General features: G+C 70.2%; 14 protein-coding genes. 7 read left to right on the top strand and 7 right to left on the bottom strand.

Annotated features, from left to right (window positions below; translation table 11 throughout):
* Positions 1 to 20 precede the first annotated feature (20 nt).
* Positions 21 to 698 (bottom strand): LptM family lipoprotein, encoded by a 678-nt coding sequence (locus tag SMD20_RS01810; RefSeq protein WP_329574155.1) that lies wholly within the window; start codon positions 696 to 698, stop codon positions 21 to 23.
* Between the two features lie 247 nt (positions 699 to 945).
* Between SMD20_RS01810 and SMD20_RS01805 the strand changes: the two genes are divergently transcribed.
* Together SMD20_RS01805 and SMD20_RS01800 are read left to right on the top strand one after the other, a co-directional pair.
* Entirely contained in the window at positions 946 to 1,272 is a 327-nt protein-coding gene (locus tag SMD20_RS01805) for a carboxymuconolactone decarboxylase family protein (RefSeq protein ID WP_329574154.1), read from the top strand.
* 17 nt (positions 1,273 to 1,289) lie between these two features.
* The gene (locus tag SMD20_RS01800) at positions 1,290 to 2,039 is read left to right on the top strand and encodes an SDR family NAD(P)-dependent oxidoreductase (RefSeq protein WP_329574152.1); all 750 of its coding nucleotides are present in this window, start codon (positions 1,290 to 1,292) and stop codon (positions 2,037 to 2,039) included.
* Positions 2,040 to 2,151: 112 nt separating this feature from the next.
* Here the strand turns inward: SMD20_RS01800 and SMD20_RS01795 are convergent, their stop codons facing one another.
* Positions 2,152 to 3,366, bottom strand: a complete 1,215-nt coding sequence (locus SMD20_RS01795) for an ABC transporter ATP-binding protein (RefSeq protein ID WP_329574150.1) — start codon at positions 3,364 to 3,366, stop codon at positions 2,152 to 2,154.
* A gap of 181 nt (positions 3,367 to 3,547) precedes the next feature.
* Between SMD20_RS01795 and SMD20_RS01790 the strand changes: the two genes are divergently transcribed.
* Positions 3,548 to 4,603, top strand: a complete 1,056-nt coding sequence (locus tag SMD20_RS01790) for a LacI family DNA-binding transcriptional regulator (protein WP_329574148.1) — start codon at positions 3,548 to 3,550, stop codon at positions 4,601 to 4,603.
* Here SMD20_RS01790 and SMD20_RS01785 read toward each other — a convergent pair.
* The gene (locus tag SMD20_RS01785) at positions 4,572 to 5,762 is read right to left on the bottom strand and encodes a hypothetical protein (RefSeq protein ID WP_329574146.1); all 1,191 of its coding nucleotides are present in this window, start codon (positions 5,760 to 5,762) and stop codon (positions 4,572 to 4,574) included. The two genes, SMD20_RS01790 and SMD20_RS01785, sit on opposite strands and share 32 nt — an antisense overlap.
* A 53-nt stretch (positions 5,763 to 5,815) precedes the next feature.
* Positions 5,816 to 6,304 carry a glutathione peroxidase gene (locus SMD20_RS01780; protein ID WP_329574144.1) on the bottom strand — a complete coding sequence of 163 codons (489 nt, stop codon included), beginning with the start codon at positions 6,302 to 6,304 and terminating at the stop codon, positions 5,816 to 5,818.
* Between the two features lie 201 nt (positions 6,305 to 6,505).
* Between SMD20_RS01780 and SMD20_RS01775 the strand changes: the two genes are divergently transcribed.
* Together SMD20_RS01775 and SMD20_RS01770 are read left to right on the top strand one after the other, a co-directional pair.
* Positions 6,506 to 6,898, top strand: a complete 393-nt coding sequence (locus SMD20_RS01775; protein ID WP_329574143.1) for a transglycosylase SLT domain-containing protein — start codon at positions 6,506 to 6,508, stop codon at positions 6,896 to 6,898.
* 338 nt (positions 6,899 to 7,236) lie between these two features.
* Entirely contained in the window at positions 7,237 to 7,722 is a 486-nt protein-coding gene (locus tag SMD20_RS01770) for a transglycosylase SLT domain-containing protein (protein ID WP_329574141.1), read from the top strand.
* 34 nt (positions 7,723 to 7,756) lie between these two features.
* Here the strand turns inward: SMD20_RS01770 and SMD20_RS01765 are convergent, their stop codons facing one another.
* Both SMD20_RS01765 and SMD20_RS01760 read right to left on the bottom strand, forming a co-directional pair.
* Positions 7,757 to 8,455 (bottom strand): TetR/AcrR family transcriptional regulator, encoded by a 699-nt coding sequence (locus SMD20_RS01765; RefSeq protein ID WP_329574139.1) that lies wholly within the window; start codon positions 8,453 to 8,455, stop codon positions 7,757 to 7,759.
* Positions 8,456 to 8,458: 3 nt separating this feature from the next.
* Complete coding sequence (locus tag SMD20_RS01760) at positions 8,459 to 8,980, bottom strand: nucleoside deaminase (RefSeq protein ID WP_329574137.1); 522 nt, start codon at positions 8,978 to 8,980, stop codon at positions 8,459 to 8,461.
* A 117-nt stretch (positions 8,981 to 9,097) separates the two neighbouring features.
* Here SMD20_RS01760 and SMD20_RS01755 point away from each other — a divergent pair, with 117 nt between their 5' ends.
* Positions 9,098 to 10,891: an ABC transporter ATP-binding protein gene (locus SMD20_RS01755; protein WP_329574135.1), complete on the top strand. Its 1,794-nt coding sequence runs from the start codon at positions 9,098 to 9,100 to the stop codon at positions 10,889 to 10,891.
* Positions 10,888 to 12,744: an ABC transporter ATP-binding protein gene (locus SMD20_RS01750; RefSeq protein ID WP_329574133.1), complete on the top strand. Its 1,857-nt coding sequence runs from the start codon at positions 10,888 to 10,890 to the stop codon at positions 12,742 to 12,744. Before SMD20_RS01755 ends, SMD20_RS01750 begins: the two co-directional genes overlap by 4 nt.
* 4 nt (positions 12,745 to 12,748) lie before the next feature.
* Here the strand turns inward: SMD20_RS01750 and SMD20_RS01745 are convergent, their stop codons facing one another.
* Positions 12,749 to 13,171, bottom strand: a complete 423-nt coding sequence (locus SMD20_RS01745; protein WP_329574131.1) for a hypothetical protein — start codon at positions 13,169 to 13,171, stop codon at positions 12,749 to 12,751.
* Between the last annotated feature and the right edge of the window lie 64 nt (positions 13,172 to 13,235).

Raw genomic sequence — 13,235 nt, 5'->3', positions numbered from 1 at the left:
GTTCACGAGGGGGAAGGATGTCAACCAGGCAGCCGGAGCAGCTTGAAGGAACTCGCGATCCTGTCGAAGTCGTCGGCGCGCCGCCGGTAGCAGGTCGTCTGGCAGGCGATGAGCATGACGGAGACCGTGTCGCCCTTCTCGCCGAGGATGGCGGTGTGGTCGAAGGTCTGGACGTCGCCGCCGATCTGGTAGTTGAACCGCACCCGTACGCCCTTGGCGCCGTCGTCGAGGCTCAGGACCTGGTCGTCGAGGAGCTCGAAGTTCCTGAAGACCGGCGGCTGCCCGGTGGCGGCGGCCTGCTGCGCGTAGAGCTCGCGCACCTGCTCGGTGACCGGCAGCACGAAGTCGCGCAGCCGGTTGAGCGAGATGCCGTCCCGCTGCTCCTCGGTGAGCTGGTGCACGGTGGCGTAGACGAAGGGCTCCTTGGAGCCCAGCAGATGGTCGACCGAGGGGTCGGCGGACTGGTCGAAGGCCGTCGACCAGACCCGCTGGGCCCGCAGCGCCGCCGCCGCCGAGCCCGGGTGGTCGCCCGACAGATACTGCTCGATGGGGTTGGCGTCGAGTTGCTTGAACGAGGACGGCACTTTGAAGTATGTCGTCCCGTCGCGGTCACGGACGTAGGTGAACTCCGGCTGCCCGCAGGCGGACAGCAAGGTCACCGTCACCATGAGCGCGATCAAAGCCCGTGTCTTGGTCACCAGGGCTTACCTCCGGTTTACGGACCGACGGAGTTGTTGTGCCCGCTTTTCCGAGGGAATGAGCCCGCGGTGGAATGAGAAATCTTGACCAAATCTTGCCCGGCCCTTGGCTCGATTTGTTACAGATCCGCCGGAGAGGCGGAGCCTCCGCTGGCGTCGGGGTCACTACAACGTTCATGCAACCCCCATTGGTTCAACTCAGGAAGTAGCGAAAGATATGAGGATCCCTATCGACCCGGAGCTCGTGATGACGGAACCCGCAATGCAGATCGTCGACTCCTTCGGCATGATGGCCGAGCGCCGGTTCGCCGACGTGTGGGCGAGGACCGTCCTCCCGGTCAGGGAGCGCCGGATGCTCCTCCTCGGCCTGCTCGTGGGCCAGGGTCTGGACGATCAGATGGAGATTCAGCTGGACGCCGCGCTCCGCACCGGCGAGCTCACCGAGACGGAGCTGCGCGAGGTGGTCGTGTTCCTGTCCCACTACGCCGGCTGGGCGCGCGGCGCGCGGCTCAACGACCAGGTGGAGAGCCTGATCGAGCGGGCCGGCCGGCCCCGCTCCGGTGCCGCGGAGTAGGCGTTAGGGTTGCGGGCATGCCCACCGCTTTGATCACCGGCGCCACCGCGGGCCTCGGCGCCGCCTTCGCCCGCCGCCTGGCCGCCGAGTCCTGCTCTCTCGTCCTGGTCGCGCGCGACGAGGCCCGCCTCGCCGAGATCGCCGGCCAGCTCAAGCTGAGGTACGGCGTGAGCGTCGAGGTGCTGCCCGCCGACCTGACGACGGAGGAGGGCCTGGCGGCGGTCGAGTCGCGCGTCCGCGAGGGCGTCGACGTGCTGGTCAACAACGCCGGTTTCGGCAACCGCGGCCACTTCCCCGAGGTGCCGGTGGCCGACGAGGTGCGCATGCTGCGGCTGCACTGCGAGGCGGTGCTGCGGCTCACCCTGGCCGCGCTGCCCGGCATGCGCGAGCGCGACAGGGGCGCGATCGTCAACGTCGCGTCGGTGGCGGCGTTCTTCACGCGGGGCACCTACAGCGCGTCCAAGGCGTGGGTGGTCAACTTCAGCGAGTCGGCCGCGAACGAGGTCGGCAACCCGCGCATCAAGATCATGGCGCTCTGCCCGGGGTTCGTGCGCACCGAGTTCCACGCGCGGGCCGGCATGGACACCTCGGGCATCCCGGGCTTCCTGTGGCTCAAGGCCGACGACGTGGTGCGCGAGGGGCTGCGCGACCTGGCGCTGGGCAAGCGGGTGTCCGTGCCCGACCCGCGCTACAAGGCGATCGTGGCGGTCGGCCGGCTGGTGCCGCGCGGCCTGCAGCGCTACGTCTCCTCCCGCATCGGCCGCTGACCGGTCCTTCCCCGGCATGAGAACGGGCCCCCGCCGCGGGAGGGGGTCGCGGTGGGGGCCCAACGGCCGTTAGCAGAGCTCACGGCCGGGATTCAGGAGACGGGAAACCCGCTCAGCGGTTGGCCTCGTGGCCGATGGACAGGCCGGAGGTCGTGTCGAAGAAGTGCAGGTTGTGCGTGTCGACGACCAGGTCGAGGCTCTGGCCGGAGCGCGCGTGGCTGCGGGCGTTGACACGGGCGGTCCACAGGGACTTGTCGCCCGCCAGCGGCAGCGTCGCCTCCTCGTCGTCACCGGTGTCGGCGGCGGCGACGGTGTCCTTGTGCTCGACCGGCGGGGCGTCGATGAGGAACAGCACGTTGATCTCGGAGCCCAGCTCCTCGGTGACCTCCACGCGGACCGGCAGGGTGGCCCAGCCGTTGGCGTGGTTGCCGGCGGAGTTCGCGTCTTCGAAGTCGGACGGGCGGATGCCGAGGATGATCTTCTTGCCGACGTACTGGTCGAGGCCCGGCTTGTCGGTGAAGGTGGAGTCGGGGATGGGCAGCTTGTAGCCGGCGAAGGCCACGGCGGCGCCGCCCTCGTCGCGGACCAGCTCGGCGGTGACGAAGTTCATCGCCGGGGAGCCCATGAAGCCCGCCACGAACAGGTTGACCGGCTTGTCGAACAGGTTCTGCGGGGTGTCGACCTGCTGCAGGATGCCGTCGCGCAGCACGCAGACGCGGTCGCCGAGGGTCATGGCCTCGACCTGGTCGTGGGTGACGTACACGGTGGTGACGCCGAGGCGCTCGTGCATCTGGTTGAGCGAGGCGCGCATCGAGACGCGCAGCTTGGCGTCGAGGTTGGACAGCGGCTCGTCCATGAGGAAGGCCTGCGGCTCACGCACGATCGCGCGGCCCATGGCGACACGCTGGCGCTGACCACCGGAGAGGGCGGCCGGCTTGCGCTTGAGGTACTGCTCCAGGCCGAGCATCTTGGCGGCCTCGTTGACGCGCTTCTGGATCTCCGGCTTCGGCATCTTGCGGAGCTTGAGGCCGAAGGCGAGGTTCTCCTCGACCGTCATGTGCGGGTAGAGCGCGTAGTTCTGGAAGACCATCGCGATGTCGCGGTCCTTGGGCGGCAGGTGGTTGACCACCTTCTCGCCGATGGAGATCTCGCCCCCGCTGATGTCCTCAAGGCCGGCGATCATCCGGAGCGCGGTCGACTTACCGCAACCGGACGGGCCGACCAGCACCATGAACTCGCCGTCCTTGATCTCAAGGTTGAGTCCGTTCACGGCCTTCACGCCACCGGCGTAGATCTTGTCGACGTTGCTCAGAACGATGGATGCCATGACAGTCCTTCGTGCTCCAGGGCGCGTTGAAGCCCGGATTGGTAGCGTGTCCCCACGTACGTGGATACGTTTTCAAACATCTCACCGGAAAGGGTGATCTGTGTCAAGGGTTCCTTTGTGACCAGGCGTTGTGGGCGCGCGGAGCTTCCCTCTGCGCGGAAACCATGATGGAATCGTTTCCATGGAGAAGCGGGCGACGATCAAGGATGTGGCCGAGGCGGCCGGCGTGGGCGTCGCGACCGTCTCCAGGGTGCTGTCCGGCGGCTCGGCCAGCCCCCGCACCCGGGAGCGCGTGCTCGCCGTCGCCGCGCAGCTCGACTACCGGCCGAGCGCGCTCGGCCGCAACCTGCGCCAGCGCCGCACCGGCGGCATGGGCCTGCTCGTCCCCGACCTCACCGACACCTTCTACGGCCAGCTCGCCGAAGGCGTGCTCGCCTGCGCCCGCTCGACCGGCGAGCCGGTGGTGGTCGGCTCCACCGGCGACGACCCCGAGCAGGAGTCGGAGCTGATCGGGATGCTGCTGGAGCAGAGCGTCGACCGGCTGATCGCGGTCCCCACGGGCGACGCCGAGACCTGGGCACCGGCCGTACGGGCGGGGATGTCGGTGGTCTTCGCCGACCGCCTGCCCGCGCGGCCCGCCGAGGAGGAGCAGCAGGACGCCGTGGACGACCTCATGCGCCTCGACGGCCTGTCCCCCGCCGCGCGCACGCGCCCGCCGGAGGCGCCGTCGGTGCTGGCCGACGACCGCGCCGGCATCCGCACCGCCGTGCGCTACCTGCGCGGCCTCGGGCACCGGCGCATCGCCTTCCTCGGCGGCCCCGGGCACGACCGGCGGGTGGCGGCCTTCCGCGAGGCGGTGGGCGCGCCGGTGGACGAGGAGCTGGTGGTCTTCGCCACCGGCAGCCGCGACTCCGCCTACGCGGCGGCCTCCGGGCTGTTCCAGAGCCGTCCCGACCTGACGGCAGTGGTGGCCGGGGGCAACGTGCTCGGCGAGGCGGCGGTGCTGGCGGCCAGGGAGCTCGATCTGCGGGTGCCCCGGGACGTCTCGCTCGTCATGTACGACGACGTGCCGTGGGCCGAGCTCTGCTCCCCGCCGCTCACGGTGATCGCGCAGCCGGGGCGCGACATGGGCTACCGGGCCGCCGAGCTGGTGCTGCGGCCGGGCGGTCGCCGGCCGCGCACGGTGGTGCTGCCGACCGAGCTGATCATCCGGGGAAGCTGCGGCCCGCGCCGCTGACCGGCTCCGGCCCCGCGTCCGTCCCCGCTCCGGCTCCGGCTCCGGTGTAGCGGCGTGGCAGGATCATCGTCGGGTTGTCGTCCAGGATGACCTCCGGCGGCCCGAACCGCGCCGCCACCTCCCTGATCTCCGGATCGTCGAGCAGCAGCAGCCGTCCGCGCTCGATGAACAGCTCGCCGTCGACCACCATCGTCGGCCGGTCCACCTGGATGTCGCAGTGCGCGAAGCCGGGCCCGGTCGTGACCGGCACGCCCTCGGTCAGCCCGTCGAGGCCGCAGTAGAAGGCTCCTGCGTGCTTCTCCCGCTCGAACTGGGTGCCGCCCGCCACGCGTACCTTCGGGTTGAGCCCGAGGAGGCCGTGGCGCATGTAGAAGCCGCCGGGCGCGTAGCGGCGGAGCTGCTCGGCCGCCATGCCGCCCTCGATCTTGCGGACCAGGTTGCCCTCCAGCGTGACGCGCAGCGGCTCCTCGGGCACGCCGGTGACCGTGGAGTCCTCGATGACGATCACGCCCTCGGTGTCCGTGGGCCAGAAGTTGGCGCCGCCGTACGGGAAGGGCCGCCAGTCCCCCGGCCGCATCGCCCCCGGATCGGGGTCGAAGGTGAACCCCGAGTAGGTCACGTCGGAGCCCCGCTCGCTGGTCACCCGGATCGAGCTGGCCGGTGAGAGCCGCTCCAGCGTCCGCCGCAGCAGGGCGTAGAAGACCTCGGCGGGCAGCCGGCCGCCGGTGAGCAGCGCCCCGGCGGTGGCCGTCATGTGCAGCGACAGCCAGCGCGAGGGGCGGGCCTTGATCTGGTCGAAGAACAACGGGGCCGTGTGCACCTCGCCCCACCACGTCCCGGCGATGATGACGTCGGCTTCACGAAAGGCGGCGGTCTCGATGTCGAGCGGCGCCTCCCTGTCCCATCCGCCGGGGCTGAAAGGCGGCACCGACAGGATCCGCACGTCCGCGTCCCGGAACGCGGCCGCCGCCGCGAACGCCTGCACCACGACCGGGTCGACGGCGTGCTCCATCATGAGCAGCACCCGCTCCCCGGCCCGCAGCCGCAGGTAGTCCAGCGCGTTGCGGATGCCGGGCATCAGCTCGACGATGGAGTAGGGCGCGGCGGCGGGTTCGGCGGCGTAGCCGACGTGGGCTCCTGCGTACGGGTTGCTCGTCATGGATCACCGATACCCCGCAGTGGAAATCGCGTACCGTAACCGGACGATTGCCTTCAGTTCAGGAGCTTGTCGATGGCCGAGGTGACGGCCGGGTCCTCCGGGGTGGTGCGGGGGCGGAAGCGGGCGACCGGGGCGCCCTCGCCGTCGACCAGGAACTTCTCGAAGTTCCACTGCACGTCGCCGGCCTCGCCCTCGGCGTCGGCGAGCCGGGTGAGCTCCGCGTAGAGAGGGTGCCGGTCGGGGCCGTTGACCTCGGTCTTGGCGAGGAGCGGGAAGTCCACGCCGTACGTCGTGGCGCAGAAGGTCTGGATCTCCTCCGCCGACCCCGGCTCCTGCCCGGCGAACTGGTTGCACGGCACGCCGATGACGGTGAGGCCGCGCGGGCCGTACTGCTCCTGGAGCTTGACCAGGCCGCTGTACTGGGGCGTCAGGCCGCAGCGCGAGGCGACGTTGACGATGAGGGCGGGGCGGCCCGCCGTGAGCTCGCGGAGCGTGGTGGGGGCGTCGGCGAGGGTGCGGAGCGGGATGTCACTGAGGCTCATGATCCGACGATACAGAACCCCGCTCGGGGGTCGGTCCGCCCAAAATGTGACGCAGACCTCATTTAGCTGACAAAACCCCTGGACAGCAAGATACGACTCCCTTTACTAACGATCTACCTTTTCATGGTCAATTCGCAACGAAAGGTGCTTATCGGGCAGGGTGGCGCGGTCCATGTCACCTTCGAAAGGGAATCCATGCCCATGCTCCGCCGTACCGGCGTCCTCGTCCTGACCGCCACCCTGGTGGCGGCGGGCGGCGCCTCGGCCGCACAGGCGCAGAGCTCCCAGACGAGCAGCAGCAGGAACAAGTCGATCGCCAAGCCCATGGTGGCGGCGCGCGGCTGGAACAACGTCCAGTTCAGGTGCCTGGAGCGGCTCTGGGCCCGCGAGAGCGGCTGGAACCACCGTGCCGCGAACGGCTCCGGGGCCTACGGCATCCCGCAGGCGCTCCCCGGCGTCAAGATGTCCTCCTCGGGCCGCGACTGGCGCACGAACCCCCGGACCCAGATCAAATGGGGTCTCGGATATATCAAGCAGCGGTACGGCACACCGTGCGGCGCGTGGGGACACTTCCTGTCCCACAACTGGTACTGACCCAAACCCCAGGATTGTCCGCACTTTGCGGCAAGTCCTCGTCAGCACCGCGACCGGCCCGGCAATACCGGCCCAGCGAGGCCGCCTTTTATCCGCAACGATCACACAAAGGCCTGTCCTTCGCGTGTCCCGATGTATGACCCGTGGTGACACCGCGTAATAGGAATCGTGCTAAAGGACACGTCGCGGTGCCCTCCGGGCCGCCCAGCAGGATCGGGCGGAACCAGAATCCCGGAGAGCCGGCGGACCCCTTCGCGTGCGCGCCACGTACGCGAAGCGGCAGGGCGCCCCCTTCGGCGGGGCGCCCGTCCGCACGCGACCCGGAAGCAAGGATCGCTTTGGACAGCAAACGCGCGCGCGGCGGCACGCTCATCGGCCTGACCGCGTTCACCGCGCCGGTGATCGTGTTCAGCACGATCACCACACCCACGGCCTGGGCGGGGACGGCGGAGACGCCGTTCCCGATCAGAATCAGGACGTGGACGACATCAGCGCAACCTGAGATCCCGGCCGTCGTGCCGGCCAACAGAAACAAGCGGATAGCCCTCGGCCACGTCGTCCAGCGATCGTGGAACCTCAGGGAGTTCCGCTGCCTGGACCAGCTCTGGACCAGGGAGAGCAACTGGAACCATCACGCATACAACCGCTCGTCCGGCGCGTACGGCATCCCGCAGGCGCTGCCCGCGGGCAAGATGAGCGGCGCCGGCCGCGACTGGCGGTCCAACCCGGAGACACAGATCCGCTGGGGCCTCGCCTACATCAAGGGACGCTACGGCAGGCCGTGCGGCGCATGGGGACACTGGAGGTCGCACAACTGGTATTGACGACTGGATCGACGACGCCCGGGAGGGCGCCCGGTCAACGGGTGCCCTCCCGGCTCACCTGCTTGCCGGCCTGCCCGCCTGTCTGCCCGCCTGTCTGCCCGCCGCCCGGGGCCCTGGCCGTGGCCGCCTGGATGAGCATCTCCAGCCCGAACTCGAACTCCCCCTCGTGATCACACGTGCCGAGCAGCGACGCCATCGCTCCGACCTCGGGGAACAACGCGGGATCCACGCCCGCCGACGGGACCGCCGGGGCGCTCGCGGGCGCGAACGCCGGCGTCACCCCGACCTCGCGCAGCAGCGACCCCACGATGTAGGCGATGAACACCCGCAGCATGCTGACCGCCTCCGCGCCGTCGAACCCGGCGCTGCGCAGCGTGGCCAGCGCCCGTTCGACCGGCAGCAGCCCGGCGGCGGAGTGGAGCTGCCTGCTGACCACCAGCATCGTCGAGCGCGGGTAGTGGCCGGCGATCTGCCGGAAGGCCCGCGCCTGCACGCGCACCCGGTCGGCCCAGTGGGCGTCGGGGTCGTCGGTGAACTCGATCTCGCTCAGCACCGCCTCGGCCACGCCGCTCAGCAGGGCGTCCTTGCTGGGCACGTGGTTGTAGAGGGACATCACGCCGACGCCCAGCTCGGCGGCGATGCGGCGCATCGAGACCGCGTCGGCGCCCTCACGCTCGATGAGGTCGATGGCGGCCGCGACGATCCTGGCTCGGGAGAGCGGCTCCGTGGGCATGGCTCATTCTGTACCAGAAGGGCATGAGGAGGAGGACGTCACCCCGTTGGTCCCGCTGTGGAAGCGGCGGTGCAGCTCCCTGACCTGCTCGGCCAGTTCGGGCACCGGGCCCTCCACCGGCACGCCGGGCACGATCTCGGCGATCGGCAGCGTACGGACGGGCGGCGCGGGCACGCCCAGCTCGCCCAGCCAGGCGGCGAGCTGCGCCGACGAGGCGACGTACACGATGCGGCCGAGCCCCACCCAGCCGTGGGCGGCCGCGCACATCGGGCAGTGCTCCCCCGAGGTGTAGACGGTGGCCGCGGCCCGCGCGGCGGGCGTGAGGTGGGCGGCCGACCAGCGGGCCGCCGCGAACTCCGGATGCCGCGTGCGGTCGCCGGAAGCCACCCGGTTGTGGTCCTCGAACAGCACCTCGCCGTCGGCCGAGACGAGCACGGAGCCGAACGGCTCGTCGCCCGCCTCCAGGGCCGCGGCGGCCAGCTCCACGCAGCGGCGCAGATGACCGAGGTCGATTTCGGAGATCATCTGCTCAGTCTACGTCGCCCATTGTGCATGATCCTTCACGTTTTCCCACGTCACATACGTGATACGCACCTCCGGGTCACAAAAAACGGGTTGATCGCCGGTATTAGCCTTGAGGGGATGCCTCCCGATACTGACGTACCTCGCCGTCCCCTGCTCTCCTCACTCTCCTCCAACTCCCTGTGGCGGATGAAGTCCTACCTCCGCCCCTACGTCGTCAGACTGATCTTCATCTGGCTGTCGGCGATCATCGGCATAGGCGCGAGCATCGCCCTCCCCCTGATCAGCAAACAGGTCATCGACGGCCCCGTCTACCACAAGGACGCGGACGCGCTGCTCCCCCTCGGGCTGCTCGCGCTCGGCGTCGGCGTGGTCGAGGCGGGGCTGATCTGGCTGCGGCGGTGGGCCCAGGTGAAACCGGTGCTCGGCCTGGAGACCGCCATCCGCGACGACCTCTACGAGCACCTGCAGCGGCTGCCCATGCGCTTCCACGGCGACTGGCAGTCGGGCCAGCTCCTGTCGCGGGCGACCACGGACCTGTCGACCATCCGCCGTTTCCTCGGCTTCGGCCTGCTGTTCCTGGTCATGAACATCCTGCAGCTCATCACCGTCACCGTGCTGCTGCTCAACATGTACTGGCCGCTCGGGCTGCTGGTGCTCGCCTCGGCCGTGCCGATCGTGTGGACGTCGCTGCGCTTCGAGAAGCGCTACATCCGCATCTCCCGCCAGGTCCAGGACGAGCAGGGCGACCTCGCCACGCTCGTGGAGGAGTCCGCGCTCGGCATCCGCACCATCAAGGCGTTCGGCCGCCGCCACCACGTCTACGACCGCTTCGACGACGCGGCGCTCAAGGTGTACGACACCTCGCTCGCCAAGGTGCGCATGTCGGCCCGCTTCTTCTCCTTCCTGGAGGTGATCCCCAACGTCACGCTCGCCCTGGTGCTGCTGCTCGGCGCGCTCGCGGTCGGCGGAGGTGGGCTGACGCTGGGCGCGCTGGTCGCCTTCACCACGCTGATGCTGCAGCTCGTGTGGCCGATCGCGAGCCTCGGCTACATCCTGGCGATGGCCCAGGAGGCGATGACCTCGGCCGACCGCCTCATGGAGGTCATGGACACCGTCCCGTCCATCGAGAGCGGCACCGAGACCATCGAGCGGCCCCGCGGCCACCTGCGTTTCGAAGGCGTCGGGTTCAGCTTCCCCGGCGCCGAGCGGCCGGTGCTGCGCGACGTCCGACTGGAGGTGCGGCCCGGCGAGACCGTGGCGATCGTGGGCCCGACCGGCGCGGGCAAGACGACGCTGACGGCGCTGGTGCCCCGCCTGCTCGACCCGACCGAGGGCCGCGTCACCATCGACGGGCACGACGTGCGCGACCTGGAGCTCACCACTCTGCGCACGGTGGTGGCCACGGCGTTCGAGGAGCCGACGCTGTTCTCGATGAGCGTGCGCGAGAACCTCATGCTCGGCCGGCCCGACGCCACCGAGGAGGAGCTGGCCGAGGCCATCCGCACCGCGCAGGCCGGGTTCGTCCACGACCTGCCGTGGGGTCTCGACACCCGCATCGGCGAGCAGGGCCTGTCCCTGTCCGGCGGCCAGCGCCAGCGCCTGGCCCTGGCCCGCGCCGTGCTCAGCAGGCCGCGCATCCTGGTGCTCGACGACACCCTGTCCGCGCTCGACGTGGAGACCGAGGCCCTGGTGGAGGAGGCGCTGCGGCACGTGCTGCGCGACGCGACCGGCATCGTGGTCGCCCACCGCGCCTCCACCGTGCTGCTGGCCGACAAGGTGGCGCTGCTGCGCGACGGCACGATCACCCACGTCGGGCAGCACCACGAGCTGCTGGCCGAGGTGCCCGAATACCGCGAGCTGCTGGCCCAGGACGCCGACCTCGACGACGCCTCGGAAGGAGCGCTGCGATGAGCACCACCACGAGCACCACCACCGACTCCTCGCGGACGTCCTGGCGCGGGGTCGCCTCCGAGGACCAGGACGAGCTGCCGGAGAAGGTCTCCGTCCTGCTGCGCGACCGGTCGCGGCGGCTGCTCGGCGCGCTGCTGCGGCCCTACCGCAAGCAGATCGCGCTGCTCGTGGCCACCATCGTGCTCTCCAGCGCGGCCGGGCTGTCCATCCCGTTCCTGGTCTCGATCGGCATCGACGAGGGCATCCCGCCGCTCGCCCGCGGCGACGGCCCGGCGGTCCTGCTGACCGTGGTCGGGGTGATCCTGTTCTCCACCGTCGTGCAGGCGGTGACCAGGCAGACGTTTCTCAACATGTCCGGCCGGATCGGCCAGAACACCCTGCTGGAGCTGCGCCGCCGAGTCTTCGACCACTTCCAGCGCCTGTCGCTGAGCTTCCACGAGAAGTACACCTCGGGGCGGGTCATCTCGCGGCTCACCTCGGACATCGAGAGCATCGCCGAGCTGCTGCAGTCGGGCTTCGACGCACTCGTACGAGCCCTGCTGACCATGGTCGGCACCGCCGTGCTGCTGCTGGTGCTGGACGCGCACCTGGGCCTGATGGCGCTCGTCCCGCTGCCGTTGCTGCTGCTGTTCACCCGCTGGTTCCGCCGGCAGTCGGCCATCGTCTACCGGCGCACCCGTGAGACGGTCGCCCTGGTGATCGTTCACTTCGTGGAGTCGATGACCGGCATCCGCGCGGTGCAGGCCTTCCGCAGGGAGCCGCGCAACCAGGAGATCTTCGAGCAGCTCAACGACGACTACCGGGACGCCAACGCCGGCGGCATGAAGCTCGGCGCGACGTTCATGACCGGCATCAGGCTGGTCGGCAACCTCACGGTCGGCGGGGTGCTGCTCTACGGCGGCTACCTGGCGCTGCACGACGAGGTCAAGGTCGGCGTGCTCGCCGCGTTCCTGCTCTACCTGCGCCAGTTCTACGAGCCGATGCAGGAGGTCAGCCAGTTCTACAACACGCTGCAGTCGGCGAGCGCCGCCCTGGAGAAGCTGTCGGGTGTGCTGGAGGAGGAGCCGTCGGTGCCCGAGCCGCGCGATCCGCAGCCGCTGCCGCAGGGCCGGGCGCGCGGCCGGATCCGCTTCGAGCACGTCAGGTTCGCCTACGTGGAGGAGATGCCGATCCTGCCCGGCCTCGACCTGACGGTCCCTGCCGGGCAGACGGTGGCGCTGGTCGGCTCGACGGGCGCGGGCAAGACGACGCTCGCCAAGCTGATCTCGCGCTTCTACGACCCGACCGAGGGCCGGGTGCTGCTCGACGGCGTGGACCTGCGCACGCTGGACGAGCCGACGCTGCGCGGGGCCGTGGTCATGGTGACGCAGGAGAACTTCCTGTTCAGCGGCACGGTGGCGGACAACATCAGGTTCGGCCGGCCGGGGGCCTCCGACCGGGAGGTGCGCGAGGCCGCCAAGGCGATCGGCGCGCACGAGTTCGTCACGAGCCTGCCCGACGGCTACGACACCGAGGTCGGCAAGCGCGGCGGCCGGATGTCCGCGGGGCAGCGGCAGCTCGTCGCGTTCGCGCGGGCTTTCCTGGCCGACCCCGCGGTGCTCATCCTCGACGAGGCGACCTCCAGCCTCGACGTGCCCAGCGAGCGGCTGGTGCAGCGCGCGCTGCGGACCATCCTGGCCGACCGTACGGCGCTGATCATCGCGCACCGGCTGTCGACCGTCGAGATCGCCGACCGGGTGCTGGTCATGGACCGCGGCGAGATCGTCGAGGACGGGCCGCCCGACCGGCTCATCGCCTCCGCGGGCCGGTTCGCCGGCCTGCACCAGGCGTGGCTCGACAGTCTGAGCAGCTGACCCGTCAGTGGTGCACGGGCCGCACGATCGCGGCATACAGTTCGTAGCCGACGAACAACGCGATCGGCACCCCGAGCGCCACCAGCAGCCGGCCGGGCAGGGTGACCCGCTCCACGGCGGCCACCCGGTCCGGCGGCCTGATCCCCGGCACCCGTACGGGTGCGGGGTCCGGTTCCTGGGCCGCCACCAGCTCGGGGTGGCGGCTCAGGTAGCCGGCCGGGAACGACGTCACCCGATAGGCGCCGCAGCCGGGGCAGGACGGCCCCGACCAGGGCGGCTGCACCGCCACGCCGGAGCTCAGCCAGATCTGCGTCTCGTTGCCTCGCGTGTCGGTGACGGTGCGGAGCAGGTAGTCCTCCTCCCACACGTGCAGGCAGTGCAGGCATTCGAAAAGCCATGACACCCGGGTCTCGAACCCTTCGGGCACGAAGATCACCCCCGACCGCGGATCGCCGTTCGCCCTCAGTGTCCGCCTGGTCACATTGGACCGG

This window comes from Nonomuraea sp. LP-02 (genome assembly GCF_036289125.1).
Classification (GTDB): domain Bacteria; phylum Actinomycetota; class Actinomycetes; order Streptosporangiales; family Streptosporangiaceae; genus Nonomuraea; species Nonomuraea bangladeshensis.
The sequence above is the reverse complement of the archived record's forward strand: the minus strand, read 5'-3'. Positions and strand labels throughout refer to the sequence as shown.

Bases quoted from the DNA above. Each gene is read 5' to 3' on its own strand.
- SMD20_RS01805 (WP_329574154.1), top strand. From the start codon at position 946: ATGACGGAACCCGCAATGCAGATCGTCGACTCCTTCGGCATGATGGCC.
- SMD20_RS01800 (WP_329574152.1), top strand. From the start codon at position 1,290: ATGCCCACCGCTTTGATCACCGGCGCCACCGCGGGCCTCGGCGCCGCC.
- SMD20_RS01795 (WP_329574150.1), bottom strand. From the start codon at position 3,366: ATGGCATCCATCGTTCTGAGCAACGTCGACAAGATCTACGCCGGTGGC.
- SMD20_RS01790 (WP_329574148.1), top strand. From the start codon at position 3,548: ATGGAGAAGCGGGCGACGATCAAGGATGTGGCCGAGGCGGCCGGCGTG.
- SMD20_RS01785 (WP_329574146.1), bottom strand. From the start codon at position 5,762: ATGACGAGCAACCCGTACGCAGGAGCCCACGTCGGCTACGCCGCCGAA.
- SMD20_RS01780 (WP_329574144.1), bottom strand. From the start codon at position 6,304: ATGAGCCTCAGTGACATCCCGCTCCGCACCCTCGCCGACGCCCCCACC.
- SMD20_RS01775 (WP_329574143.1), top strand. From the start codon at position 6,506: ATGCTCCGCCGTACCGGCGTCCTCGTCCTGACCGCCACCCTGGTGGCG.
- SMD20_RS01765 (WP_329574139.1), bottom strand. From the start codon at position 8,455: ATGCCCACGGAGCCGCTCTCCCGAGCCAGGATCGTCGCGGCCGCCATC.
- SMD20_RS01760 (WP_329574137.1), bottom strand. From the start codon at position 8,980: ATGATCTCCGAAATCGACCTCGGTCATCTGCGCCGCTGCGTGGAGCTG.
- SMD20_RS01755 (WP_329574135.1), top strand. From the start codon at position 9,098: ATGCCTCCCGATACTGACGTACCTCGCCGTCCCCTGCTCTCCTCACTC.
- SMD20_RS01750 (WP_329574133.1), top strand. From the start codon at position 10,888: ATGAGCACCACCACGAGCACCACCACCGACTCCTCGCGGACGTCCTGG.